The sequence below is a fragment of the Falsochrobactrum tianjinense genome (assembly GCF_019100495.1).
In the GTDB taxonomy this organism is placed as follows: Bacteria; Pseudomonadota; Alphaproteobacteria; order Rhizobiales; family Rhizobiaceae; genus Brucella; species Brucella tianjinense.
In genome coordinates this window covers 948645-974298 of sequence record NZ_JAHRVA010000001.1, presented here as the reverse complement: position 1 = coordinate 974298, position 25654 = coordinate 948645, and the positions used below count along the sequence as shown (strand labels likewise).

The following is a 25654-nucleotide window of genomic DNA, read 5'->3' as shown; positions in this document are numbered from 1 at the left end:
TAGAATGTATGGAGAGGTCTTTGTTGCAGCGAATTTTCCCAAGCGCGCCGAAGCAGCGTGCTCTTCTCGCCGGCACGGCAATTCTCTTTTTGGCGGCTCTTGCCGGATGCAACACCGTATCCACGCTAAATCCGTCGGAAACGATTACAGAGGGTTATGTGCTCGATCAGGAAGCATTGGATTCGGTACCGGTCGGCTCCAGCCGCGAGCAAGTGCTTCTGTCGCTCGGCACACCATCCACCACGGCAACCTTCGATAATGAAGTGTTTTATTACATTTCGCAGAAGCGTTACCGCGCCATGCAGTTCATGAAACCGAAGATTATCGACCGGCATATCCTCGCCATTTATTTCAACAAGGACGGTCAAGTCGAGAATATCGCCAATTACGGCCTGAAAGACGGCAAGCTGTTCGATTTCGTATCGCGCACCACGCCGACAGGCGGCAAGGACCAGACCTTCCTGGGCCAAGTCATTCAGGGTGCTTCCAAGACCCCGACCTCGTTACCGGGAACAGGCGGCTGATCAAACAGGGAGCCTAACTACATATTTGACAAAAGCCCGCCAAAATGGCGGGCTTTTTTATTTCGGGCTGAACTTGTGTCAAGCCATGTGTGCGAGCACAGCCAGCAGCAGAAGGGCCACGATATTTGTGATCTTGATTGCCGGGTTGACAGCAGGACCAGCAGTATCCTTGTAGGGATCGCCTACGGTATCGCCGGTCACGGAAGCCTTGTGCGCGTCCGATCCCTTCAAATGCTTCACGCCGTCAGTGTCAGTAAAACCGTCCTCGAAACTCTTCTTGGCATTATCCCATGCGCCGCCGCCCGACGTCATGGAAATGGCCACGAACAACCCGTTGACGATGACGCCAAGAAGCGAAGCGCCAAGTGCTGCGAAAGCCGCAGCTTTTGAGCCGGAAAGCAGTAGCACGCCGAAATAGACAACAAGCGGCGCCAGTACCGGCAAAAGCGAGGGGATAATCATCTCGCGAATGGCCGCCTTGGTCAGAAGATCGACCGCACGCGCGTAATCGGGGCGTTCCGTTCCGGCCATTATGCCCGGCTTTTCGCGAAACTGCCGCCGCACTTCCTGCACTACGGCTCCGCCCGCGCGCCCCACAGCGGTCATAGCCATGCCGCCGAAAAGATAGGGGATCAGGCCGCCAAAAATCAGACCCGCAACCACATAGGGATTGGACAGTTCAAACGAAACCGGTCCCATATCAGCAAAATAGGGATAGGTCTGGCCGTTGGCTGCAAAATAGGCCAAATCGTTGGAATAGGCCGCAAACAGGACCAGAGCGCCCAGTCCCGCCGAACCAATCGCATAGCCCTTGGTAACGGCCTTGGTCGTATTGCCCACCGCATCCAGCGCATCGGTCGCCTTGCGCACTTCCGGATCGAGCCCGGCCATTTCGGCAATGCCGCCTGCATTGTCCGTAACCGGACCGAAGGCGTCGAGCGCTACAATCATGCCGGCGATGCCCAGCATGGCGGTGACAGCAATTGCCGTGCCAAACAGACCCGCAAGCTGATAGGTGCCAATGATACCGCCAATGATGACAATGGCAGGCAGAGCCGTCGATTCGAGCGATACCGCCAGTCCCTGAATGACATTGGTGCCATGTCCCGTCACCGAAGCCTGCGCGATGGAATTGACCGGGCGCTTGTTAGTGCCGGTGTAATATTCGGTAATCACCACGATCAATCCGGTGACGATCAGACCGATTATTCCACAGATGAAAAGATTGGTCCCGGTGATCAGCATTCCCGCGACAGTGCCGATCTCTCCCCAACCAATGGTCAGTGTATTGGCGATGGCAAGACCCGCGATAGACAGAACACCGGTTGCAATCAGTCCCTTGTAAAGCGCGCCCATGATCGAGCCATTGACGCCCAGCTTCACGAAGAACGTGCCCGCAATCGACGTGATGACGCAGGCTGCGCAAATGGTCAGCGGATAGAGCATGACGCTGGAAAGCACATCCGATCCGTTGAAGAAGATCGCAGCCAGAACCATTGTGGCGACCACAGTGACTGCATAAGTCTCGAACAGATCCGCCGCCATGCCCGCACAGTCGCCGACATTGTCACCGACATTATCGGCAATAGTTGCCGGATTGCGCGGATCATCTTCCGGAATGCCTGCCTCGACCTTGCCGACCAGATCGCCGCCGACATCCGCGCCTTTGGTGAAAATGCCGCCACCCAGCCGGGCAAAAATGGAAATGAGCGAAGCGCCAAACCCGAGCGCAACCAGCGCATCAATCACCGTGCGGTCAGACGGCGCGTAGCCGAACCAGACAGTGAGCACCAGATAATAGACGGATACGCCAAGCAGAGCGAGACCCGCCACAAGCATGCCGGTGATCGCACCGGACCTGAAGGCCAGTTCAAGCCCTCCTGCCAGGCTGAGTGTCGCAGCCTGCGCTGTGCGCACATTGGCGCGCACCGAGACGTGCATGCCGATAAAGCCTGTCAGGCCGGATAGGACTGCGCCGATCAGAAACCCGATTGCAGCCGTGATCGACAGCAGATACCAGACTGCCAGAAACACGACGATGCCGACAATGGCGATCGTGGAATATTGTCGTGTGAGATAGGCTGACGCGCCTTCACGGATAGCGCTGGCGATTTCCTGCATACGCTGCGTCCCCTGATCGGCCGCGAGGACCGAGCGGGTCGCCCAGATGGCGTAAAGGACAGAAAGCAGACCGCAGGCAATGACGAGAAGAAGAACTGCCATTCCAGTTTTCATTAAGGCGAACTCCCATTGAGCTTGCGCCAGCCACCAGCAGACCGCAACGCGATTGCCAGCACGCATAGCGCTTGAAAGGCCCGAAAACCCCTCCCCGGACCAGAATTAGCGGCATGGAAGTGCCTGAAGCCAATCGCCTTGACCGGGCTTCGTCGGTCTATTCTTGTTCTGGAAACATTCGCCGGAAATCAAGACATTGGCGAGTTTTCCTGTATTTCAGCATTCTCTATGCCGCGCGCTCAAGATGCGGAACGCTTTGACAAAGGTCAAGCTGTTCTTTGCCAGCATAATAGAGGGGGTCCGCATAAAAGAACCGCAAAATAAAAGGGCCGCGATCTCTCGCAGCCCTTTGGATTTCATGATGTGAGCAATCAATGCCTGTTGCGCGGCTTGGCGCCACGGCTTTCGCCACGAATTTCAAAGGCAAGGCGATCCAGCACGGCATTGACCAGTTTGGGCTCTTCTTCCGTGTAGAATGCCTTGGCGATATCAACATATTCCGAAACAATCACCGCCGTCGGCACGTCTTTACGCGTTTTCAATTCCCACGTACCCGCACGCAGGATGGCGCGCAGTGTCGAATCTAGGCGCGACAGCGGCCAGTCTTCGGTCAGCGCCAGATGGATCATCGGGTCGAGCGTGAGCTGGCTATCCACCACGCCCGCGACAATGGCGCGGAACCATTGCGGATCAGCGTCGAGAAATTGCGTGCCATCCACTTCCTTGCCAAGCCGATGAGCTTCATACTCGGCCACCACTTCCATGACGCCCGTGCCCGCGACGTCCATCTGGTAAAGCGCCTGCACCGCGGCCAGACGGGCAACGCCACGCTTGTTTGCAGTGCGAGGAGCATTGGGCGTGGAGCGGCCTTCTGAAGACGAACTCATATTATCAGGCTCCGAATTTCTTGCGCAGATCAATCATGGTCAGCGCTGCGCGAGCTGCAAAACCGCCCTTGTCGCTATCCTCGCGGCGAGCGCGTACCCAAGCCTGTTCCTCATTTTCGACGGTGAGGATGCCATTGCCGATAGCGAGGCTTTCTTCGACGGCAAGATCGGTCAGCGCACGGCAGGATTCATTGGAAACAATGTCGAAATGGTAGGTTTCACCACGAATAACGGTGCCAAGCGCGACAAAACCGTCATAATCCGTGCCACCATTCTCAGCGCCATCCAGCGCGAATGAAATAACCGCCGGAACCTCCAGCGCGCCCGGAACCGTCACGATATCATAGGTCGCGTCTGCAGCATCGAGAGCAGCCTTTGCGCCGTCCAGAAGTGCGTCAGCCAAACCGTCGTAAAAACGCGCTTCAATAATGAGCAAATGCGGCTCGTGTTTCGACATGAGAGACTCCATGACAGATTTCGCGGACCGCAAATAGCGGTCAACGCTAAAATAGAAAATACGCTTAGGGACTGTAGGCTCTAAGCCTATTTCCGGTATTGCGCAAGCCTTGCCGCGTAACGTGCCAGCTGATCGATCTCAATATTGACTTTATCGCCCGCCTTACGGTCGCCCCAGGTGGTCACCTCCAGCGAATGGCGGATAAGCAGAACGTCAAATTCATTGCCGTTTACGCCGTTGACAGTCAATGACGTGCCATCCAGCGCGACCGAACCTTTCTGCGCAATGAATGGTGCAAGTTCCTGCGGCGCGCGCAAGGTAAACCGCACGGCATCGCCCTCGTCCTTGCGTTCGACGATCTCCGCCTGTCCGTCGACATGGCCGGAAACCAGATGGCCGCCCATTTCATCGCCCAGCTTGAGAGAACGTTCGAGATTGATCCGCGTCCCGTTCTGCCAGTTGGAAATCGTAGTCAGACGTAAAGCTTCTTCCCACGCCTCGACCTCAAACCAGCGTGCATTCGTGCCTTTCTCCGGCAGGGCAACGACTGTAAGGCAGACGCCGGAACAGGCAATCGAGGCACCTAGATCAATGGTTTCAGGATCGTAGGTGGTTTCGATGCGCAACAGTACACCTTCATTCAATGGCTTGATGCGGTCGATCTTGCCAATGTCGGTAACAATCCCTGTAAACATCAAGTCTTCCTTACATATTCGGAACAGGCGTCATCGCCGTAATGCGCTTCACGCAACAATGCGAATTCTTCTGCGATATGGGTTTCAAGTCCGGCTACAGCAAGCCCAGTTTCTCCGATCCGCATTGGCGAGCGGAAAATAACGAGACGGTCGACCAGCTTTTCGTTCAAGAAGCTCTTCGCAACTCCAGCCCCACCCTCGACCAGCACTGACGAAATGCCCTGCGCAGCAAGATCATCCATCAGTTCCGGCAGGGCAATCCTGCCATGATCGCTTTCCGCAGCAAGCAACCGGCAACCCGCCGCCTGCATTTCGTCACGCCGTTCCTCCGCCGCCCCCTCCAGACAGGCCAGCCAAAGCGGGGCTGCTTGCACCGTCTGCACAAGTTTTGAGGCAAGCGGTAGCCGTAGGGCGCTATCGAGAACGACACGGACCGGCGAGCGTTGTTCCAGCCCCGGCAGACGGCAGTCGAGCAGCGGGTCATCGGCCAGCGCAGTTTCGATGCCGATCAGGATAATGTCGCTTTGCGCCCGCAGCAGATGCGACTGCGAACGTGATATGGAGCCGGTAATCGCAACCTGTCCCTCGCCCTTTTTGCCAATCATGCCATCGGCGGAAAGTGCAAGTTTTAGAATCACTTCGGGGCGTTTTTTCGTAGATCGATTCAGATAACCGGCAAGATCATCCGCAGCTAGCGCCGAAAGCAGGCCGGGTATGACCTCAATACCCGCCTCGCGCAGTATGACGAAGCCTTTTCCGCTCACCCGCTCATCAGGGTCGGTCGCGGCGACGAATACACGCGCAACCCCTGCCCGCACCAGCGCTTCTGCACAGGGCGGTGTGCGGCCATGATGCGCGCAAGGTTCCAGCGAGACATAGGCCGTGGCTCCGAACGCGGCGTCACCCGCCTCCACCAGCGCCTGCGGCTCGGCATGCGGTCTGCCGCCTATCGCGGTGACGCCGCGCCCGACGATGATACCGTCCTTGACGATAATTGTCCCCACGGAAGGATTGGTTCCGGTCAAGCCCTTATTCGTGCGGGCATAACGGATCACCGCCTCCATATAGCGGCGGTCATCCGATGTTGGTTCTATTTGCGGAAATTCCAAACCGCTCATTCTCACTCGTCCAGGTCGTCCCCGACCTCACTCACAGTCAGTTCATCAATGACATTATGAAAATCAAGGGCTTTGCTGAAATTACGATAGACCGAAGCAAAGCGGATATAGGCGATGTCATCAATGCCTTTGAGCGCATCCATGGCCAGACGACCGATTTCGTCGGACGTCACTTCTGGTTCGCCCGAACTCTCCAACTGGCGCACAATGCCCGAAATAGCGCGCTCGACGCGTTCAGCGTCCGCATCGCGCTTGCGCAGCGCAACATCAATGGATCGGGTGAGCTTGTCGCGGTCGAAAGGCACGCGCCGACCGCTCTTCTTGACGACCATGATATCGCGAAGCTGCACCCGCTCAAAAGTGGTGAAACGACCGCCGCAAACCGAACAGACACGGCGCCTGCGAATGACCGCGCCATCTTCCGCCGGACGGGAATCCTTCACCTGCGTATCTTCAGACTGGCAATAGGGACAACGCATGGAACTCTTTCAACTCGAATATTTGCAGCGCAACCTTATGTGGTGTCGCAACTCCCTGAAACGCAAGAGCGAGACCTGCGATAACTGATTCTCGCAGATCATAGCGCATCTGCATGATCGGCCCTAATAAAGGCGATAACGAAAAAGCCCCACTCAACAGGGTTGAGTGGGGCCAAGTCCATAATCACAACCAGGCCTATCCCTGATAGCCATACATCGGGAAACGGCCAGTCAGCGCGATGACCTTTTCCTTTACCGCCTGCTCGACAACTGCATTGCCTTCGTCGGAATTGGCAACCTTGAGGCCATCGAGAACCTCTGCGATCAGCGAGCCGATTTCCTTGAATTCAGCCACGCCAAAGCCGCGTGTCGTGCCAGCAGGCGTACCAAGGCGGATGCCGGAGGTGACAAAAGGCTTTTCAGGATCGAAAGGAATGCCGTTCTTGTTGCAAGTGATGTTGGCGCGGCCAAGTGCCGTCTCCGCGCGCTTGCCGGTCGCATTCTTCGGACGCAGGTCTACCAGCATCAGGTGGTTGTCGGTGCCACCTGAAACGATATCGAGGCCATGCGACTTCAGCTCTTCGGAAAGAGCGCGCGCATTGTCGACGACATTTTTGGCATAAAGCTTGAATTCCGGCTTCAAAGCTTCGGCAAAGGCGACGGCCTTACCGGCGATGACATGCATCAGCGGACCGCCCTGCAAACCGGGAAAGACCGCCGAATTGATCTTCTTGGCGATGTCCGCATCCTTGGTGAGGATCATGCCGCCACGCGGGCCACGCAGTGACTTGTGAGTCGTCGTGGTGCAGACATGCGCATGAGGAACCGGCGAAGGATGCACGCCGCCAGCCACAAGGCCGGCAATATGTGCCATATCGACCATGAGATAGGCGCCCACTTCATCCGCGATTTCGCGGAAGCGCTTCCAATCCCAGATGCGCGAATAGGCCGTACCGCCTGCCAGAATCAGCTTGGGCTTGTTTTCTCGGGCAAGACGCGCAACCTCATCCATATCAATGAGATGATCGTCTTCGCGCACACCGTAAGATACGACATTGAACCACTTGCCCGACATATTGACGGGAGAGCCGTGCGTCAGGTGGCCGCCGGAATTGAGATCAAGTCCCATAAAGGTGTCGCCGGGCTGCAAAAGTGCGAGGAATACGGCCTGATTCATCTGGCTGCCGGAATTCGGCTGAACGTTGACGAACTGGGCGTCGAAAAGCTTCTTGGCGCGCTCAATCGCCAGCTCCTCGACCACGTCGACAAACTGGCACCCGCCGTAATAGCGCTTGCCGGGATAGCCTTCCGCATATTTGTTGGTCAGAATGGAGCCCTGCGCCTCAAGCACTGCGCGAGAAACAATGTTCTCTGAGGCAATCAGCTCGATTTCATGGCGTTGGCGTCCAAGTTCGTTGCGGATAGCGCCGAAAATATCAGCATCGATTTCCTCAAGGCTTGCATTGAAGAAAGCATCCGAAACTGAATTCGTAGCGGCATTGGCTTGCGACATGTTCACACCCTCCGGTTAGCCGGTCAAAGCTATATGGTCGAGGCGCATTATCACACTTCGCGGGTCAAGGCCAATGGCCGCCAAGCGAAAAGTATATACCAAAATGCGGCATAGCGTGACTGCCGCCAGCCAAACGGCGGCAAATCAGGTATCGGTACCGAGCGCCAGTTCGGTCGCGCCGTCCATCTTGTAGATATCGTCGCGGAATTGCACGACACCGTCTCCCGTGGCCCAGGCGGAAATATAAACGAAGTGCAATGGCACCGGATCAGCCACCTGAATGGGCGTGTTCGTACCCGACTTGATCATATTCTCAATATTCTGGCGATCCCAACCCGGCGTGTTCTTTAATAACCAGACATCGAGGTCGCGCACATTCTGAACACGCACGCAGCCTGATGAATCGAAGCGCATGAGTTTGTTGAAATAGCTCTGCTGTGGCGTGTCATGCATGTAGACAGCATGCTGGTTATGGAAGTTGATCTTGGTCGAGGACATGGCATTGATTTTGCCGGGGTCCTGCCGGAACATCAGCCTCACTGCATCGTCCGTATTCCAGTCCACGCTTTCCGGCGCAACTTCCTGCCCCTGCTGGTTATAGAGGCGAATCTTGTTTCTCGTCAGATATTGCGGGTCTTTGCGCATCAGCGGAATAATATCCTTCTGGATGATCGACTTGGGCGCTGTCCAGTAAGGATTGAGTATGACTTCGTGAATCTTCGAGTTGAGGATCGGCGTCTGGCGGTCGATCTTGCCGACCACAGCCGTATGGCGCTGCGCGACATTGCCGCCCTCTACCGCCTCGATACGAGCAGCGGGAATATTGACCATTACAAAACGCTGTTCGGACTGGGTTGTACCCGCAATCTGAGACAGACGCTGTAAATTGGTATGCAATTGGCCAAGGCGCGTATTGGCATTCACATTCATCGCGGCATAGGTGAATTGCCCCATCACACCATCCGCAGGCAGGCCGTGGCGTGCCTGAAAGCGCTTGACTGCTGCATCGACATAAGTATCGAAGGCGCTCGACCCGCCCGCTTCACGGGGAAGGTCGCCGGAAACGATCAGCCGCTGGCGCAACACCTGGACCGATGGGTCGTTCACGCCGAGCCGGAGCTTGGCATTGCCGGGAACCGCAGGCCAGCCGCCACGTCCGGCTATATCTGTATATTGCGCGATGGACGTCTGGAGGCTTGCAACCGTCTGCTGGCTTAGAACCGGCTGGTAGGTCGCAACCGTCTGAGCACCGGTGGCGCGGGCATCGAACTGGTCTGCCCAGTTGCCACGGCGCGGCGCGGCAAGAATGTCCGTCAATGCCTGCTGCTGGGCGAAAGCCGAAGAAGCAAGAGCCGAAGCCGCCACAGAAAGACCGGCTGTTGCGGCGCCGCGCAGAAAGCTGCGGCGGTCCACGCTGAAGGCGGCGGTATTCTTGTCGTTTCTGGCCATTTTTCCCGATCCCAAAAGTAAGGAGATTGCGCAGAGGCAATATATGGAAGATGCGCTGTCTAAATTTCTTATGCGGGGTTTTATGGCTTATTCATGTCGCCGCCCCCCTTTTCAAGGGAGGCGCAGCCCTGACATTACGCAATTTCCTACGATGCCCTATGAAAGGGACCGATTGTGACCGTTCTGCAACAAGGTCTGCCGGTCAAAGACGATAGGCAATCGTGTCGTTCCAGAAGCGGTCGAGGCGTTGCAGCGAGCGGTTCATCGCCGAAAATTCCTCGACCTGAATGCCACCGACCTGCTCAATCGAGGCGATATGGCGCTGATAAAGGGCCGCGACCTGATCGGCGATCTCGTTGCCCTTTTCGGTGAGGCTTATACGCACCGATCGGCGATCGGCCTGCGAACGCTGATGATGGATGAAGCCCGTCTCGACCAGTTTCTTGAGATTATAGGAAACGTTGGAGCCGAGATAATAGCCGCGTGAGCGCAATTCGCCTGCCGTCAGTTCGGAATTGCCGATATTGAACAGGAGAAGAGCCTGCGTGGCGTTGATATCGCTCTGGCCGCTGCGGTCGAATTCGTCCTTGATAACATCAAGCAGACGACGGTGCAGGCGCTCCACCAGTTGCAAGGCTTCCAGATAAAGGGTGCGAAGTGCCGCTTCCGGGTTGCGGAGCGGGGCGGCCGCAGCCGCCCTATACTGTGCATGGTTCATTTTCTGCCTCTCTGCCGGAGCAGCCTTGCGTGAAGCCACTCTCTTTGCCTGTTCAAGCGGTGTATTTTCTCACCGCTCTGAGAGGACTTTAGGCGAGATGCATAAAATTGGGCTTAAAAGTCAGACTTAACAGTAACTTACCACGGAAGTTTCTGCTTCAAGCTTAATATTTGCTTACCCCTATAGAGCTTGCCAGCGGTTCAGGACGCCAGTCCTGCCCGCGACTGGCGTCTTTTTTGAAGGAAAAGCAAAACCTGGAAAATGATATAGACAAGGATGCAGACCGCATTAAATGCGACCGTAATCGGCTTATACTCGAAGTAGCGCGAGAATGCCGAATAGATGGCGATCTCGCCGATTGCCGCCACGAACCACAGCACCGGTCCCCATGGCGCGCGCATCCACAGGCCGGTCGCTGCAACCGGCATAAGCACCGCAAGCGCGACAATCGCCGTCTGCCACTGCCATGGCATCAGATCGAAGCGCCACAAAATGCCCGGATTAATACCGATCAGCCTTATCCAGTAATAGACACCGCTGGCCAACGCTACCAGCGCAATCACCCTGATGAACCACACAAAGGACCATTCCGTGCCGCTCGGTTGTACGTGCTGGTGCAATTCGTCCTGGCGCATCAAAAGCTCAGTTCCCTCTCGCCCAGATTTGCAAAATAGGCATTGATTACTTGCGGCTTTACCTCGTCTAACGAGGCGGGCTGCCAGATCGGAGCGCCATCCTTATCGATAAGTACAGCACGCACCCCTTCGTAAAAATCGTGCCCCTCGATCATACGCGACGCGATGCGGTATTCCATTCGCATGCAATCGTCGAGTCCAAGAAGTCGTCCCTCGGCGATCTGGCGGAAAGTCACGGCAAGACTTGTCGGTGAACGGGCGGCGAGGACAGTCAGGATATCGATCGCCGGTTTGCTGCCATTGTCGGCAAGACGCTGGAGCGCGGCAAAACATTCCTCCAGCGTGGCGTGCGAAAAACATTCCGCGATCACCTGCCGGGTTTCGGGCGGCGTTTCAAAATCCGGATGCTGGCTGCGGGCCGGTATAGCATCGATATTCGCCGTGGCGATCAGGTCATCGCGCATGTCTTCGAAGTCGTCGGCTGCGACCGCGTGGGTCGCGATGCCGCTTTGCAGGCAATCTCCCCAACGGATGCGGTTTCCGGTCAACGCCAGATAATAGCCGAAATTATCATGCAGATGCGGCAGAAAGGCACTGCCGCCAACATCGGGGAAGAAGCCGATACCGGTTTCAGGCATCGCAAACAGCGTATTCTCCGTCACGATGCGGTGCGAGCCATGCATGGAAATCCCCGCACCACCGCCCATGACGATGCCATTGAGCAACGAAATGTAGGGCTTGGAAAAGCGCCCTATGCGCGCATTGAGCCGATATTCATCGCGGAAAAAATCATAAGCAGGCGCACCGTCCCGCCCCGCCCTATATGCCGCTACTACATCACCGCCAGCGCAGAAGGCGCGGCCATCGCCTTCGAGAATCATGCAGGCAACTGCCGGATCGATTTCCCAGGTATCGAGCGCCCGGTGGAGGGCCAGAATCATATCATGCGTAAGGGCATTGAGCGCTGACGGGCGCGTAAGCCTGACAAGGCCCGCCTTACCCTTGCGTTCGAAGCTGATTTCGCTGCCGCCGCCAAAATCGATCTGCATTCTGCTCTCCCGTTTTATGAAATGGGTAGAAAGTGAAGGCCACCGCGTCAATCCTGCACAGGCCAATGCGCTTGGTTTCACCACTTTTACCGTGATAAACCATCCCTATCTGATAACAAGCTTTCGAACCTGTAGATTCTCAAGCTTTCTTTGTCGGGAAGTTTTTATGAACGATCGTCTGTCCAAATTGTCGCCCTCCAATATCACCGGCCATATCGATGATGTGACCGGCAGTAGACGCCTGCGCCGTATGCGCAAGGCCGAATGGTCACGCAGGCTGGTGCAGGAAACGCGCCTGACCGTCGACGATCTGATCCTGCCATTTTTCGTCACCTACGGAGAAGGCATGAGCGAACCCGTCGAAGCGATGCCCGGTGTCGAACGTCATTCCGTCGACATGGCGGTGCGTCTGGCGGAAAAAGCGGCGAAGCTCGGCATTCCAGCCATCGCCCCCTTCCCGCGCGAGAGAGCCGAAGTGAAGACCGAAGATGGCTCCTTCGTGTTCAGTCCCGACAATCTCATCAATCGGGTCGTACGCGCCATCAAGAAAGAGGTCCCGGAAATCGGCATCATCACCGATGCAGCACTCGATCCATTCACCACTCATGGTCATGACGGCATTTTGCGCGATGGCGAGATCGTCAACGATGAATCCGTCGCCATGGTCGTGCGCGGCGCGCTTTCACAGGCGGAAGCGGGCGCGGATATCATCGCACCCTCGGACATGATGGACGGGCGCATCGGCGCTATCCGGCAGGCGCTGGATGAAAACGGCTTCAATCATGTCGCGATCATGTCCTATGCCACCAAGTTCGCCTCGGCCTTTTACGGCCCCTATCGCGATGCCATCGGCACGCTGGGCGTATTGAAGGGTGACAAGAAGACCTATTATATCGATCCGGCCAATTCAGATGAAGCGGTGCGCGAAGCCGAACAGGACGTGATCGAAGGCGCGGACATGCTGATGGTCAAGCCCGGCATGCCCTATCTCGATATCATCCACCGGCTGAAGACCACGTTCCGCCTGCCTACCTATGCCTATCAGGTATCGGGCGAATATTCGATGATCAAGTCGGCGGGCCTCAATGGCTGGATCGATGAAGAAAAGGTCATGATGGAAAGCCTGTCTTCTTTCAAACGGGCAGGCTGCGACGGCATTTTGACCTATTTTGCACTGGATGCCGCCAAAAAGCTCAAAAAACATGACTGATTGCGCGAGGAAGCTACCTGAAATCAGTATTTCCTTGAAATGGCCGGTTTTTGTCACCACTTTGGGCTTGTTCTGCGCGGTGCGGAGCAGCGGACGGAACATGTATTTCCCGGACGCTTCTTTTTGAATGACTGGAAGGAACCATGTCCGACCATATTCTGCACGGTGAAATCATGACGCCACGTTACGAGAGCCGCGCGTTTTTTGAAGGCGTGCGTACGCGTCGTATCATGGCTTTTCTGATCGATTACCTGATCGTTTTTCTTCTCTGCATTCCGGTGGCGATCCTGATCGCCCTTTTCGGCGTCCTCACACTGGGGATAGGCTGGATGCTCTATGCCATCATGTTCCCCGTCGTTGCATTGCTCTATGTAGCGCGCACAATGGGCGGTCCGAGACAGGCCACGAAGGGCATGCAGATGATGAATCTCAAGCTCATCAAGCTTGAAGGCGGCATGGTGGCCCCGATGCTCGCCATCGTCCATTCGGTGCTGTTCTGGGCTCTCAATGCCATATTGACGCCATTGATTCTACTGGCGACACTAGTTCTCGACCGCAAGCGCACGGTCCATGACCTGCTACTTGGCACTGCGGTCATCCGTTCAGACCGCTAAATAGACAGGCACACCGCCTAAACGACGCTTTCGCCCCGGTTTCAGGGTTGGCAGGCAAATTACCTATTGACGTTTCGCGCTGCCAGACCGATTCTGATGGGGTATCGTGATGGTTCGGGTATTGCCGTTTCGTGGATATTGAATGACCCATCAGCCGCAACAATCTCCGCAGTTCTTTCTGACGGCCCCGTCGCCCTGTCCGTATCTGGACGGCCAGATGGAACGCAAGGTTTTTACGCATCTGGTCGGCGACAAAGCGACCGAGATCAATGATCTGCTGACACAGGGCGGTTTCCGCCGCTCCCAGAATATTGCCTATCGCCCAGCCTGCGAGACATGCCGCGCGTGTGTTTCGGTTCGTATCCTCGCCGACGAATTCTCGATGAACCGGACCATGCGCCGGGTCTCGAATCACAATCGCGACCTGATCGGCCGCGTTCACAAAACACAGCCCAGCACAGAGCAATATGCGCTGTTTCGCGATTATCTCGATGCCCGGCATCACTCGGGCGGCATGTCCGACATGACCGTGCTTGACTATGCAATGATGGTCGAGGACACCCATGTAAATACGCAGATCATCGAATATCGCAGACGCGGACCGGACAGTTTTATCGACCCCAAGGGCGATGGAGAACTGATCGCCGTCGCGCTGACCGATGTGATGGCCGATGGCCTTTCCATGGTCTATTCGTTCTTCTCACCACAAATGGAAGAGCGCTCGCTGGGCACCTTCATGATCCTTGACCACATTCAACGCGCCCATGCCGCCGGTCTGCCGCATGTCTATCTGGGCTATTGGGTCGAAGGCTCGCGCAAGATGCAATATAAAACCCGCTTCAAGCCGCAGGAACATCTAGGCCCGCGCGGCTGGCATCGTTTTGAGGGCTGACAGCCTCTTGTCAGAACTTGCCCGAACGCGGGAAACCTTTCGGCACCGCACGGCCAGCAGATGCGCGTGCAGCTATCCATTCGAGAAGCTCGTCCTTGTTGCGCGTGAAAGTCCGCACGGCTGAATCCTGCCATGTCAGACCCTCGGCAATCGCAAAAGTACGAATGTCGGATACGCCGCCATCCTTGTATTTTTGCAGGCGCACGCCTTTGCCGCGCGTCATTTCCGGAATTTCAGAAAGCGGGAAGATGAGCATTTTGCGGTTTTCGCCAACGACCGCTACATGATCGCCCGACACACGCAAGCAAAGCTTGGCTTCGTCGGGCGCTTTTACATTCATCACCTGCTTGCCCTTGCGGGTATTGGCGACTGCCTCGCTTTCCGCGACGATGAAGCCATTGCCCTCATGTGAGACGAGCAACAGTCTGGCTGCCGGATCATGCACGAAAGCCATCAGAATATCCTGGTCGTTTTCCATATCGACCAGGATACGGATCGGTTCGCCGTGACCGCGCCCGCCCGGCAGCGTATTCGCGCCAATAGTGAAGAACTTGCCGCCTGTGGTGATAAATAGCAGCTTGTCGGTCGTCTCGGCGTGGAAGGCAAGCTTGAGCTTGTCACCTTCCTTGAAGGACAATGTCGAGAAATCGGCCAGATGGCCCTTCATCGCGCGCAGCCAGCCCTTTTCGGACACGACGATGGTCACGGACTCACGCTCGATCATCGCCTGATGAATTTCCTCAAGGTCACGGCTCGATGCATGCCCGAATGTGGTGCGGCGCTTGCCAAGCACGCTTTCAGGGCCAAACTTTTCGCGCACAGTCTTGATCTCTGCGCTGATCTTTTTCCACTGGCGCGTGCCGGAAGCAAGCAGCGCCTCCAGATCGGTTTTCTCTGCGGTCAGCCCATCGAATTCCTTGCGAATTTCAAATTCTTCAAGCTTGCGCAGGGAGCGCAGGCGCATATTGAGAATGGCCTCGGCCTGAACGTCGTTCAGCTCGAATGTCCGTATGAGTTCCTGCTTGGGCTCATCTTCCTGGCGGATAATGCGGATGACCTCATCAAGATTGAGATAGGCTTTGAGGAAACCACCGAGGATTTCCAGCCTTTTCTCGATTTCGGCCAGCCGGAACTCGGCGCGGCGAACCAGAACTTCCTTGCGGTGTTCCAGCCATTCGCGCAACACGCCGCCCAGCGAAAGCACGTTCGGCACCTTGCCATGCGAGAGCACATTCATGTTGAGCGAAACGCGACTTTCAAGCTCGGTCAGCTTGAAAAGCGATTCCATAAGCAACTCCGGGTCAACACTACGATTCTTGGGTTCAAGAACGATGCGGATATCTTCCGCCGATTCATCGCGAATGTCATCGAGAAGCGGCAGTTTCCTGGCCAGAAGCAATTCCGCGATCTTCTCGATCAGACGCGATTTCTGCACCTGATAGGGAATTTCGGTGACAACGATCACCCATGTGCCGCGATTGCCTTCTTCCTTGTGCCAGCGGGCGCGCACCCGGAACGAGCCGCGCCCAGTGCGGTAAGCCTCGACAATGTGGCTATGGTCCTCGACGAGGACGCCGCCAGTGGGAAAATCAGGGCCGCGGACCTTGGTTTTCAACAGGGCGACGGGATCGCTTTGCGCTTCGCGCTTGAGTTCCTCCCATTGCTCCGGCGAGGTAATGAGTTCCTCGACCGGTGCATCGGGATGGTTGATCAAATAAAGCGCAGAGGTGCAAAGCTCCGCCACATTGTGGGGCGGAATATTGGTCGCCATGCCGACCGCGATACCTGCCGAGCCATTGGCCAGCAGGTTGGGAAACGCACCGGGAAGCACGATCGGTTCTTCGTCTTCCTCATTATAGGTCGGGCGAAAATCGATGGCGTTCTCGGTGATGCCTTCCAGAAGCAGCGTTGCGACTTCCGTCATGCGCGCTTCGGTGTAACGCATCGCGGCGGCGTTATCGCCATCGATATTGCCGAAATTACCCTGCCCGTCGACCAGCGGATAGCGCACCGCGAAATCCTGCGCCAGACGCACCAGCGCATCATAGATCGAGGCGTCGCCATGGGGATGGAATTTACCCATTACATCACCGACGATGCGAGCGCATTTCGCATAGCTCTGATCGGGATTGAGGCGCAAAAGCCGCATCGTATGCATGATGCGCCGATGCACCGGCTTCAGCCCGTCACGCACATCGGGCAGCGCACGATGCATGATCGTGGAGAGCGCATAAGCGAGATAGCGCTCTTCAAGGGCAGATTTGAGATCGACCCGTTCGATGTGTTCTTCGCCGTCGCCCGGCGGAATCAAACTTTTTCCCATGGTTCTCAGTACCAATTGCGCGATTCGTCAGCAAGTGGCGATGAGAACCAATCCGGTACATTCATCACGAATATGCCGCCATTCCCCCTCTATAAAAAGTTTGGCTGTGTTTTCTTGAGAGCAATCATGCCACAAATGAAACCAGCGGCCTTTTCCATGCGCAACCGTTTATGAAATAAAATCAGGAGTCTAGAAATGCAGCTTTTCGACTTTACCAGCCGCACAGCCCGCCTTTTCACCACGAGTACAGCGATATCGCTCATTTTAGGCAGCGCGGCGATGGCCGCGGATGCCAATGCTGTCGCCGAACGTATCAAGGCGCTCTATGCGCAGCAAGGTGGTGAGTTGCGCTTTGCCGATGTTCAGGCCGATGGTTCCGACATTATTCTCGAAGGCACGAAGATCAGGCTTCCGAGCCTCTCCAACAAGGAAACCATGGTCGGCGATATTACGCTCGAAAATGTTCAGGACACAGATGAAGGCGGCTACAGGATCGAAAAAGTAAGCGTACCGGATCTGGATTTTCCCGCAAGCGAGACCGGGGAAAACGATCAGGCTTCCTTCAAGGGCATAGAAATGGGGAATGTGATTATTCCGCCCGAAACAGCCACCAGTGCGCTCGACAAGTTCGTTCTTTACGACAGGATGAAGATCGACGAGATCACATTCGGGACACCCGGCACGGAGGGCGGGACGCTCAGGGATATGGAGGTCACGCTCGATACGTCCAACAAAACGGAAAAGATGGATTACGCCTGGTCCATCGCAAATATCGACGCGACGTTCCCAAAGGACAAGAATCCGCTTGCCTCTCTTAACATGAGCAGTTTCAACGGCTCGCTCAACTCAAAGGGTACATGGCGACCGCAATCGGGCGATATGGTGCTGGACCAGCTTGAAATCAATGCCGTAGATCTGGGCAAGATCAACATTACCGGCACGATTGGTGGCTATGATCTGGCCTTTCTGGAAGCCGTTCAGAAAACGCAGCAGGAGATGAACAAGGCAGACGCCGACAAGGAAGCGGCCGGGCTTGCGGCTCTTAATCTCGCCCAGCAATTAAACCTTCAGAACCTGACAATTCATTTCGACGACGACACGCTGACGCAGAAACTGCTCGAATATTATGCGAAGCAGCAGGGCTCTGATGCGCAAACGCTTGGCATGCAAATGAAAATGCTGGTGCCGTTGATGGCAACGCAGCTCAAGAGCCCGGAATTCGCGCAGCAACTGGCAGCGGCAGCGGATAAATATTTTTCCGACCCAAAATCGCTGACCATCAGCGCTTCACCAGATCAGCCGGTTACTTTCGCGTCCATCGTCGCCACCGCCTCGGTGGACCCAACCAAGCTCATTCAGCTTCTTAAACTAAGCGTTGACGCCAATAATTAAGGCCAAGCACAAAAAACCCGGCGCGACGCCGGGTTTTTTTACATCGTAAAATGAATGCTCAGCTTTTTTGCACCGGGGCCAGCCGGATATGCAGATCGCGCAACTGCGCTGGCGACACATCCGAAGGCGCGCTCATGAGAAGATCGAGCGCCTGCTGGTTCATCGGGAAGAGCGAAATTTCGCGCAGGTTCTTCGCGCCCACCAGCAGCATGATCACACGGTCGACACCGGCTGCCATGCCGCCATGCGGCGGCGCGCCATACTGGAATGCGCGGTAGAGGCCACCGAAGCGCTCTTCCACGTCCTGCTGGCTCAGACCAACCTTCTCAAATGCCTTGACCATGACTTCGGGCAACTGGTTACGGATCGAACCGGAAGCGATTTCAAAACCGTTGCAGACGAGATCGTACTGGTAAGCCTTGATTTCGAGCGGGTCCTGATTTTCCAGCGCATCCATGCCGCCCTGCGGCATTGAGAACGGATTATGCGCGAAGTCGAGCTTCTTGTTGTCTTCGTCCCATTCGTAGAAGGGGAAGTCGACGATCCACGCCAGTTCAAAACGGTCGCGGTCCACGAGATTGAGTTCCTCGCCGGCGCGCGTACGGGCGTCACCCGCAAACTTGTAGAATTTCGACGGCTGGCCAGCCACAAAGAAGCAGGCATCGCCATCTTCCAGACCAAGCTGGCGGCGCAGGGCATCGGTGCGTTCTTCGCCGATATTCTTCGCAATGGGACCTGCACCTTCAAGCTTGTCGCCTTCCTTGCGCCAGAAAATATAGCCAAGGCCCGGCTGGCCTTCGCTCTGCGCCCAGGAATTCATCCGGTCGCAAAAGGCACGGCTGCCGCCGGTCTTGGCTGGAATGGCCCAGACTTCGACCTTAGGGTCGTTGGCGATCATATTGGCGAAGACCTTGAAGCCGGAACCGGCGAAATGCTCAGTCACGGCCTGCATTTCGATCGGGTTGCGCAGGTCGGGCTTGTCCGTGCCATAGGTACGGATCGCATCGTCATAGGCAATACGGCGGAATTGCTGCGTTACCGGCTTGCCTTCAGCGAATTCCTCGAAAATACCGCGCATGACCGGCTCCATCGTTTCCCAGATCTCTTCCTGGGTGACGAAGCTCATTTCAAGGTCAAGCTGGTAGAATTCGCCTGGCAGGCGGTCAGCGCGCGGGTCTTCGTCGCGGAAGCAGGGAGCAATCTGGAAATAACGGTCGAAGCCAGCAACCATCAGAAGCTGCTTATACTGTTGCGGAGCCTGCGGGAGCGCATAGAACTTGCCCGGATGAATACGGCTCGGCACGAGGAAGTCGCGCGCGCCTTCGGGCGAAGATGCCGTCAGGATCGGCGTGGAGAACTCGTTGAAGCCAATATCGGTCATGCGGCGACGCATCGAGGCAATGATCTTCGTGCGGCTCATGATGTTCTTGTGAAGCGTTTCGCGGCGCAGATCGAGGAAGCGATATTTCAGACGAATATCTTCCGGATAATCCGGCTCACCAAAAACCGGCAGCGGCAATTCCTTTGCCGCCGACAGCACCTCTATTTCAGTGGCAAAGATTTCCACATCACCGGTCGGCAGGTTCGGGTTCACCGAATCGTCGGCGCGGGCCTTCACTTCACCATCGACCCGGATGACCCATTCGCCACGAACGGTTTCGGCAATCTTGAAAGCAGGCGAATCAGGATCGGCAACGATCTGGGTCAGGCCATAATGGTCGCGCAGGTCGATGAAAAGAATACCGCCATGGTCGCGGACGCGATGGACCCAGCCGGACAGACGAACATTGGACCCGACATCCGACTTGCGAAGGGCTGCGCAGGTGTGGCTGCGATAACGGTGCATGATTTCTGCCTTTTGGAACTCTATAAATCTTGTGCAGCCAATGCGCTGCAAATTCGGGCGGAAAAGCGCATTTTGGCCGGGTTTTGTCAAGCCTTGCACTGGCGCGATAAGGATTTGTTAGACCAGCTTGACAGAACATGTCGACAAAAATCACTATTGAGGCATTGTTAAAAGGAAATTTGCTGATTGCCCCGCGACAAGCAGCAAAGCTTTGTCTAAAGGGAAACCATGCAATTGATCACCACCACACAGGCTCTCGAAGAGGCCATATCCGCTCTCGCCCAGTCCGATTTCGTGACAGTCGATACCGAATTCATCCGTGAAACGACCTTCTGGCCGGAATTGTGTCTCATCCAGATGGCTTCGCCGGAGCACACCGCGCTGGTGGATGCTCTTGCGCCGGGCCTCGACCTCGCACCTTTCTTCCGGCTGATGGCGGATGAAAAAGTGATCAAGGTTTTCCATGCCGCGCGTCAGGATATAGAAATCGTCTTCCATCTTGGCGGCCTTATTCCTGCGCCAATCTTTGACAGCCAGGTGGCCGCAATGGTCTGCGGCTTTGGCGATGCTATTTCCTATGACCAGCTCGTGCAGAAGATTACCGGCAAGCAGATCGACAAGTCATCGCGTTTCACCGACTGGCGCAGACGCCCACTCTCGGAGAAACAGCTCGATTATGCGCTGGCCGATGTCACCTATCTGCGCGATATCTATCTCTATCTCAAGGAAAAGCTTGAGAATGAAGGTCGCAGCGAATGGGTCAATGAGGAAATGGCGGTGCTCGGCGCGCGCGAAACCTATGATCTGCATCCCGACGATGCATGGAAACGCGTGAAGACGCGCATGCGCAAGCCCATCGAACTTGCCATCGTGCAGGCCGTCGCCGCATGGCGCGAACGAGAAGCGCGCGAGCGCAATGTGCCCCGCGGGCGCATCATCAAGGACGATACGATTGGCGAAATCGCCCAGCAGCAGCCGCGCGATGCGGAAGCGCTGGGCCGTCTGCGCACCATCCCGAAAGGCTGGGAGCGGTCGTCGCAGGCCGCTGGCCTGATCGCGGCAATCCAGTCGGCGCTGGCTATCCCCAAGGACGATCTGCCGCGTCTTCCCAAGCCCTCCCATATGCCGGAAGGCAATGCTGCGGCAGTCGATATTCTCAAAGTGCTGCTCAAGCTGGTAACGGAAGAGCATAGTGTTGCGGCAAAAATTGTCGCCACTTCCGATGATATCGAGAAGATAGCGGCCGAAGGCGACGATGCCGATGTTCCCGCGCTGCAGGGCTGGCGTCGAGAGGTTTTCGGTCAGAAAGCCCTCGATCTCATTGGCGGTAAAATCGGCATCAAGTTCGAGAACCGCCGCATTCAGGCGGTTTCGTTAGAAGGATAAGGGAACCAGTTGCCGCTTCTCACTCGCTCATTCCTTCAATAGCAGCGTCGCCGACCGCAAAGTAAAGCCTCTTGCCAGTCAGCTTGGCAAGCTGCTGCAAGCGCCCCTCCGGGCGATCCGAAATCAATTCAGCCAGATCGCCCGGTATGACAAGCGCAGTACCTTTTTCTTCCTCGCGCCAGAACAGGCGCGGGATCACGCCGGGCATAGAGGCCGAAAGCAGGTAAATCACCCGTAGCAGCGCGCCCAGCAACCGGGCGCGTTCACGCAGGCGCGGCGTGGCAAGCTGGACGATTTCCGGGCCGATCTCATCTTCGACCAGCCCTTCATGCCGATAATAGTTGGCCAGCGCCATGAAGGAGCGGCCCGCATGATCAATACCGCCGAAAGAGCCATGGGCGATAATATTGAGCGCTTGCAGACCGCGGTAATCGGGATGCGCGCGCCAGCTTATATCCGCTACGAGGCAGGCCGCCTGCCGGTAACGGGCCTCGTCTTCCGTTTCATCCAATCCAAGAACCGGCAGCGAAAGCGTCGTCCAGGCCGCCAGTTCGCGCGCATGGCGCGGCGAGCGCGAGCGCAATATGGCAAGCTCTTCCGCCGAAGCCAGCAGCGGATCGAGTTTCTGCTCGTTCTTGGGCAGGAGCGAATAAAGGTAGCCTTCACGCACCCCAAGCGCTGAAAATACAATTCGCGAAGGCTTCATACGGCGGATGGCTTCGAGCAGAACCGTGGCGCCATAGGCGAGAAGCTGACGGCGGTTTTTCGACACAGCCTCAATACCGGGCATAGTGTCGATATTGCCTTTCGCCACCCGCTTCAGGAAGTCCTGTGCCTCCGCAGGCTCCATCTCATAGCCATGCATGACATGGAGCGGATAATGATTCGCCGTCATATGCAGCTTGGCGAGATTTCGCCAGGTGCCGCCGACAGCATAAAAAACCTCGCCCTGATGCTTTTCAAGCAGCGTGGCGCGATCCAGTTCAGTGCGGGCAATTCTGGCCGCTTCGTCAAGATCCTCATTCGCCATGTCCTGCAATCGCAGACCGCCCAGCGGCAGAGTAATGCCGTCGCCGATTTCGTGGTCCTTCACCGCCACCAGTTCGAGACTGCCGCCGCCCAGGTCGGCAGCGATTCCCTGCGGCTTATAGAAGCCCGAAATGATGCCAAGCGCCGAATAATGGGCCTCTTCCTTACCGGAGAGGACTTCGATATGCCGCCCCAAAATGGCTTCAGCCTGTGCGATGAAGTCAGGCCCGTTCTTTGCCTCGCGTGCCGCAGCGGTCGCCAGCGCATGGATGGAAATCGCGCCAGCCTGTTCGGCCAGCACGCGAAAACGCTTGAGCGCGCGTAACGCCACCTCAACAGATTTCTCGTTCAGCTTGCCGGTCCTGACCAACCCTTTGCCAAGACCGCATAGAAGCTTCTCGTTAAACAGCACGGTCGGAGAACGGACGATGCCTTCATAAACCACGACGCGAATCGAGTTAGAGCCAATATCGATAACCGCGACGGGTTTGAGACCTTTTAATCGGCCCTGTGCTACGGCTGGACTCATGAAGTCGTATTTCTTTCCGCCTGCACACGTTTGCGATGTGCGATCAGACGGGGGGCAGATGACTTCAGCGACTTTCCGCGACCAGACAAGCTTGGATTTGTCATGAAATATTCCTGCGCATTGAAAGCTTCCTCTCCAGCTTCTTTTTCTATCCGGCGAGAGGTGCCATCCGCAAGTAGCTGATAGCTTTGTTGGTTATCAATTATGTTAGCAAACATGATTTGCGACAGGATTTGCCGATGCACGGTAGCATTGGTGATGGGTACCAGGGTCTCGACGCGACGGTCGAGATTGCGCGGCATCATATCAGCGGAAGCAATATAGACGATGGCCTTGCCCGAAGGCAGATCATTGCCGTTTCCGAAGCAGAAAATGCGGCTATGTTCGAGAAAACGCCCAACAATCGACTTGGCCCGAATATTGTCGGACAGGCTGGGAACGCCCGGCCGCAGGCAGCATATGCCGCGCACCACCAGATCGACCTGAACTCCGGCCTGACTTGCCGTGTAGAGCATGTCGATAATCTGTGGATCGACAAGCGAATTCATCTTCATCCAGATCGCTGCAGGCCGTCCGACTTTTGCATGGGCGATTTCGTCCTCGATATGTTTGAGGATTCGCGTACGCAGCGTCAACGGTGAAATAGCGATCTTCATTTCTTCGTCCGGCTGGGCATAGCCGGTAATGAAATTGAAGATATGCGCCACATCATGAGCAATTTCCGCATCCGATGTGAAGAAGGAAAGATCAGTGTAGATGCGCGCCGTAATCGGGTGATAATTGCCGGTGCCAAGATGTACGTAGGAGCGCAGCCTCTGGTCCTCGCGGCGCACAACCAGAGACATTTTCGCATGGGTTTTCAATTCGATAAAGCCGAACACCACCTGCACGCCAGCACGTTCGAGGTCGCGCGCCCAGCGAATATTGGCTTCTTCATCGAAGCGCGCCTTCAATTCCACGAGCGCCGTCACCGACTTGCCGGCCTCGGCGGCATCGACCAGCGCGCGCACGATCGGGCTGTCATTGGAGGTGCGATAAAGCGTCTGCTTGATCGCCAGCACATCCGGGTCGGCAGCAGCCTGACGCAGGAATTGCACCACCACGTCGAAAGATTCATAAGGGTGATGAACAACGATGTCCTTTTCACGAATTGCTGCAAGGCAATCGCCAGCATGTTCGCGGATACGTTCTGGAAAACGCGGATTGTAAGCCACAAATTTCAGATCGTCGCGCGGAATCGAGACGATTTCCGAAATCATGTTCAGCGCAAGAAGCCCTTCGAGAACACTGATACGGTTCTCCGAAACACCCAGTTCGGTTGCAACGAAAACCCGCAGGGCTTCGGGAATCTCCGCGTCGAATTCAATGCGGATCACCTGACCGCGGCGGCGACGCTTGAGGGCCGTCTCGAAGAGACGCACCAGATCCTCGGCTTCTTCCTCAACTTCAATATCGCTATCGCGGATGATGCGGAACGTACCCGCCCCGCGCACTTCATAGCCGGGGAACAACCTTCCGATGAACAGGCTGACCGCATCTTCGATCCGGATGAAACGATAGGTGTTCTGCTGTTCGGAGGGAAGCTGGATAAAGCGTTTCAATGCCACGGGAATGCGCAGCAGCGCCGTCATCGGATGGCTGTCGAACCGTCGAGCCAGTTGCAGCGCAATGGAGAACCCCAGATTGGGAATGAAGGGGAACGGATGCGCCGGATCGATGGAAAGCGGCGTCAAAACGGGGAAAATCGTCTCTAGGAAATGATTTTCGAGCCAGTCCTTCTCATCTTTCGACAGGGCCGAGGGACGAACTATCGCGATATTTTCCTTGATGAGTTCATCGCGAAGAGTGCGCAAACACGTCTGTTGCTCCTCCTGTAAACGGCTCACTTCGTCGAGAACAAAATCAAGTTGCTCCTGCGCAGTGCGACCATCCGCGCTGCGCTGAGCCACGCCTGCGCGCATCTGCGCGGCAAGACCAGCAATGCGAACCATGAAGAATTCATCGAGATTGGCTGCGGAAATGGACAAAAACCGCAAACGCTCAAGCAGCGGCTGGTGCAGATTGGCCGCCTCTTCAAGAACACGGCGATTGAACTGAAGCCAGGAGAACTCGCGATTAACGAAACGCTCCGGGCTTTGCATCAAAGCGGCGATATCACTATCACTTGATATATCTTGGCTATCGGTGGCCATTTCGTCCGTCCGGGCTGCCATAGTGCTGTTTTCGCTCATTTTTCCTGTTCCGGCTTTTGCCGGCACATCCCGGCATGGCCATAAACCTATGGATGTCATATGACAGTTTGATAGCAAAGTGCTTGAAATGTCCCCAGAATTGTTGAAAACGCTTCCAGAAACAAGCCGTTCGCGCTACACCCTCGCCAAACAGAATGTCGCGATCCACAGCTAACGGAGCGTATCATGTCCGATCACATTATCCCACATTTCCAGAACGACGCAGGTCATAATGCAATAGAAATCAGTGTGAAGGAGTTTATGTGCGTTGGCGCAAACCCGCCATTCGACCATCCGCATGTCTTTCTCGACATGGGCAATGAAAGTGAAATCGTCTGCCCTTATTGCTCGACGCTTTTTCGCTACAATCCACAACTGCATGCCGATGAAACCGTCCCGGTCGGTTGCATTTATAAAGCGCCCGTCGAAAAAGCTGCCTGACA

The 25654-nt window shown here is 56.1% G+C and carries 22 protein-coding genes; 7 read left to right on the top strand and 15 right to left on the bottom strand.

Annotated features, from left to right (window positions below; translation table 11 throughout):
• Positions 1-20 precede the first annotated feature (20 nt).
• The gene (locus tag KUG47_RS04630) at positions 21-524 is read left to right on the top strand and encodes an outer membrane protein assembly factor BamE (RefSeq protein ID WP_217676747.1); all 504 of its coding nucleotides are present in this window, start codon (positions 21-23) and stop codon (positions 522-524) included.
• A gap of 78 nt (positions 525-602) precedes the next feature.
• Here KUG47_RS04630 and KUG47_RS04625 read toward each other — a convergent pair whose 3' ends face one another.
• The 11 genes from KUG47_RS04625 to KUG47_RS04575 all read right to left on the bottom strand — a co-directional run bounded on the left by KUG47_RS04625 (position 603) and on the right by KUG47_RS04575 (position 11759).
• Positions 603-2759, bottom strand: coding sequence for a sodium-translocating pyrophosphatase (locus KUG47_RS04625; protein WP_217676746.1), 2157 nt, complete (start codon positions 2757-2759; stop codon positions 603-605).
• Positions 2760-3130: 371 nt separating this feature from the next.
• Entirely contained in the window at positions 3131-3646 is a 516-nt protein-coding gene (gene nusB, locus KUG47_RS04620; RefSeq protein WP_217676745.1) for a transcription antitermination factor NusB, read from the bottom strand.
• Positions 3647-3650: 4 nt separating this feature from the next.
• Positions 3651-4103 (bottom strand): 6,7-dimethyl-8-ribityllumazine synthase, encoded by a 453-nt coding sequence (gene ribH, locus KUG47_RS04615; protein ID WP_217676744.1) that lies wholly within the window; start codon positions 4101-4103, stop codon positions 3651-3653.
• Positions 4104-4189: 86 nt separating this feature from the next.
• Positions 4190-4798, bottom strand: a complete 609-nt coding sequence (locus KUG47_RS04610; RefSeq protein WP_217676743.1) for a riboflavin synthase — start codon at positions 4796-4798, stop codon at positions 4190-4192.
• A complete protein-coding gene (gene ribD, locus KUG47_RS04605; RefSeq protein ID WP_217676742.1) occupies positions 4798-5916 on the bottom strand; it encodes a bifunctional diaminohydroxyphosphoribosylaminopyrimidine deaminase/5-amino-6-(5-phosphoribosylamino)uracil reductase RibD in 1119 nt (372 codons plus the stop codon). Before ribD ends, KUG47_RS04610 begins: the two co-directional genes overlap by 1 nt.
• A gap of 2 nt (positions 5917-5918) precedes the next feature.
• Positions 5919-6395: a transcriptional regulator NrdR gene (gene nrdR, locus KUG47_RS04600; protein WP_217676741.1), complete on the bottom strand. Its 477-nt coding sequence runs from the start codon at positions 6393-6395 to the stop codon at positions 5919-5921.
• Positions 6396-6591: 196 nt separating this feature from the next.
• Positions 6592-7908 carry a serine hydroxymethyltransferase gene (gene glyA / locus KUG47_RS04595; RefSeq protein WP_217676740.1) on the bottom strand — a complete coding sequence of 439 codons (1317 nt, stop codon included), beginning with the start codon at positions 7906-7908 and terminating at the stop codon, positions 6592-6594.
• Between the two features lie 144 nt (positions 7909-8052).
• Entirely contained in the window at positions 8053-9357 is a 1305-nt protein-coding gene (locus KUG47_RS04590; RefSeq protein WP_217676739.1) for a L,D-transpeptidase family protein, read from the bottom strand.
• A gap of 202 nt (positions 9358-9559) precedes the next feature.
• Positions 9560-10075, bottom strand: coding sequence for a transcriptional regulator LdtR (ldtR, locus tag KUG47_RS04585; RefSeq protein ID WP_217676738.1), 516 nt, complete (start codon positions 10073-10075; stop codon positions 9560-9562).
• A 200-nt stretch (positions 10076-10275) separates the two neighbouring features.
• The gene (locus KUG47_RS04580) at positions 10276-10710 is read right to left on the bottom strand and encodes a DUF6163 family protein (RefSeq protein WP_217676737.1); all 435 of its coding nucleotides are present in this window, start codon (positions 10708-10710) and stop codon (positions 10276-10278) included.
• Positions 10710-11759, bottom strand: a complete 1050-nt coding sequence (locus KUG47_RS04575; protein WP_217676736.1) for an enoyl-CoA hydratase/isomerase family protein — start codon at positions 11757-11759, stop codon at positions 10710-10712. Before KUG47_RS04575 ends, KUG47_RS04580 begins: the two co-directional genes overlap by 1 nt.
• A gap of 166 nt (positions 11760-11925) precedes the next feature.
• Here KUG47_RS04575 and hemB point away from each other — a divergent pair, with 166 nt between their 5' ends.
• From hemB to KUG47_RS04560, 3 genes are all read left to right on the top strand, one after another.
• On the top strand, positions 11926-12969 hold the full coding sequence (gene hemB, locus KUG47_RS04570; protein WP_217676735.1) for a porphobilinogen synthase: 1044 nt from the start codon (positions 11926-11928) through the stop codon (positions 12967-12969).
• Positions 12970-13112: 143 nt separating this feature from the next.
• The gene (locus KUG47_RS04565; RefSeq protein WP_217676734.1) at positions 13113-13583 is read left to right on the top strand and encodes an RDD family protein; all 471 of its coding nucleotides are present in this window, start codon (positions 13113-13115) and stop codon (positions 13581-13583) included.
• Positions 13584-13725: 142 nt separating this feature from the next.
• Positions 13726-14475, top strand: coding sequence for an arginyltransferase (locus KUG47_RS04560; RefSeq protein ID WP_217676733.1), 750 nt, complete (start codon positions 13726-13728; stop codon positions 14473-14475).
• Between the two features lie 10 nt (positions 14476-14485).
• Here KUG47_RS04560 and KUG47_RS04555 read toward each other — a convergent pair whose 3' ends face one another.
• Positions 14486-16798: a DNA topoisomerase IV subunit A gene (locus KUG47_RS04555; protein ID WP_217676732.1), complete on the bottom strand. Its 2313-nt coding sequence runs from the start codon at positions 16796-16798 to the stop codon at positions 14486-14488.
• A gap of 195 nt (positions 16799-16993) precedes the next feature.
• Here KUG47_RS04555 and KUG47_RS04550 point away from each other — a divergent pair, with 195 nt between their 5' ends.
• Positions 16994-18190: a hypothetical protein gene (locus tag KUG47_RS04550; protein ID WP_217676731.1), complete on the top strand. Its 1197-nt coding sequence runs from the start codon at positions 16994-16996 to the stop codon at positions 18188-18190.
• A gap of 58 nt (positions 18191-18248) precedes the next feature.
• On the opposite strand, the gene aspS is transcribed toward KUG47_RS04550, so the two are convergent.
• On the bottom strand, positions 18249-20036 hold the full coding sequence (gene aspS / locus KUG47_RS04545; protein ID WP_217676730.1) for an aspartate--tRNA ligase: 1788 nt from the start codon (positions 20034-20036) through the stop codon (positions 18249-18251).
• A 228-nt stretch (positions 20037-20264) separates the two neighbouring features.
• On the opposite strand from aspS, the gene rnd reads away from it, so the two are divergent.
• Positions 20265-21422: a ribonuclease D gene (gene rnd / locus KUG47_RS04540; RefSeq protein ID WP_217676729.1), complete on the top strand. Its 1158-nt coding sequence runs from the start codon at positions 20265-20267 to the stop codon at positions 21420-21422.
• 19 nt (positions 21423-21441) lie between these two features.
• Here the strand turns inward: rnd and ppx are convergent, their stop codons facing one another.
• Together ppx and KUG47_RS04530 are read right to left on the bottom strand one after the other, a co-directional pair.
• Positions 21442-22980 (bottom strand): exopolyphosphatase, encoded by a 1539-nt coding sequence (gene ppx, locus KUG47_RS04535; protein ID WP_217676728.1) that lies wholly within the window; start codon positions 22978-22980, stop codon positions 21442-21444.
• A complete protein-coding gene (locus tag KUG47_RS04530) occupies positions 22977-25172 on the bottom strand; it encodes an RNA degradosome polyphosphate kinase (protein ID WP_254799322.1) in 2196 nt (731 codons plus the stop codon). The genes ppx and KUG47_RS04530 overlap by 4 nt, the downstream gene beginning before the upstream one ends.
• A 225-nt stretch (positions 25173-25397) precedes the next feature.
• On the opposite strand from KUG47_RS04530, the gene KUG47_RS04525 reads away from it, so the two are divergent.
• Positions 25398-25652 (top strand): zinc-finger domain-containing protein, encoded by a 255-nt coding sequence (locus KUG47_RS04525; RefSeq protein ID WP_217676726.1) that lies wholly within the window; start codon positions 25398-25400, stop codon positions 25650-25652.
• Positions 25653-25654: the final 2 nt, after the last annotated feature.

Coding starts and splice junctions, on each gene's coding strand:
- nrdR (WP_217676741.1), bottom strand. CDS start 6,395: ATGCGTTGTCCCTATTGCCAGTCTGAAGATACGCAGGTGAAGGATTCC.
- KUG47_RS04575 (WP_217676736.1), bottom strand. CDS start 11,759: ATGCAGATCGATTTTGGCGGCGGCAGCGAAATCAGCTTCGAACGCAAG.
- KUG47_RS04530 (WP_254799322.1), bottom strand. CDS start 25,172: ATGGCCACCGATAGCCAAGATATATCAAGTGATAGTGATATCGCCGCT.
- ldtR (WP_217676738.1), bottom strand. CDS start 10,075: ATGAACCATGCACAGTATAGGGCGGCTGCGGCCGCCCCGCTCCGCAAC.
- KUG47_RS04560 (WP_217676733.1), top strand. CDS start 13,726: ATGACCCATCAGCCGCAACAATCTCCGCAGTTCTTTCTGACGGCCCCG.
- ribH (WP_217676744.1), bottom strand. CDS start 4,103: ATGTCGAAACACGAGCCGCATTTGCTCATTATTGAAGCGCGTTTTTAC.
- KUG47_RS04555 (WP_217676732.1), bottom strand. CDS start 16,798: ATGGGAAAAAGTTTGATTCCGCCGGGCGACGGCGAAGAACACATCGAA.
- glyA (WP_217676740.1), bottom strand. CDS start 7,908: ATGTCGCAAGCCAATGCCGCTACGAATTCAGTTTCGGATGCTTTCTTC.
- ppx (WP_217676728.1), bottom strand. CDS start 22,980: ATGAGTCCAGCCGTAGCACAGGGCCGATTAAAAGGTCTCAAACCCGTC.
- KUG47_RS04565 (WP_217676734.1), top strand. CDS start 13,113: ATGTCCGACCATATTCTGCACGGTGAAATCATGACGCCACGTTACGAG.
- KUG47_RS04590 (WP_217676739.1), bottom strand. CDS start 9,357: ATGGCCAGAAACGACAAGAATACCGCCGCCTTCAGCGTGGACCGCCGC.
- hemB (WP_217676735.1), top strand. CDS start 11,926: ATGAACGATCGTCTGTCCAAATTGTCGCCCTCCAATATCACCGGCCAT.
- KUG47_RS04580 (WP_217676737.1), bottom strand. CDS start 10,710: ATGCGCCAGGACGAATTGCACCAGCACGTACAACCGAGCGGCACGGAA.
- KUG47_RS04550 (WP_217676731.1), top strand. CDS start 16,994: ATGCAGCTTTTCGACTTTACCAGCCGCACAGCCCGCCTTTTCACCACG.
- KUG47_RS04525 (WP_217676726.1), top strand. CDS start 25,398: ATGTCCGATCACATTATCCCACATTTCCAGAACGACGCAGGTCATAAT.
- aspS (WP_217676730.1), bottom strand. CDS start 20,036: ATGCACCGTTATCGCAGCCACACCTGCGCAGCCCTTCGCAAGTCGGAT.
- KUG47_RS04610 (WP_217676743.1), bottom strand. CDS start 4,798: ATGTTTACAGGGATTGTTACCGACATTGGCAAGATCGACCGCATCAAG.
- rnd (WP_217676729.1), top strand. CDS start 20,265: ATGCAATTGATCACCACCACACAGGCTCTCGAAGAGGCCATATCCGCT.
- KUG47_RS04625 (WP_217676746.1), bottom strand. CDS start 2,759: ATGAAAACTGGAATGGCAGTTCTTCTTCTCGTCATTGCCTGCGGTCTG.
- nusB (WP_217676745.1), bottom strand. CDS start 3,646: ATGAGTTCGTCTTCAGAAGGCCGCTCCACGCCCAATGCTCCTCGCACT.
- ribD (WP_217676742.1), bottom strand. CDS start 5,916: ATGAGCGGTTTGGAATTTCCGCAAATAGAACCAACATCGGATGACCGC.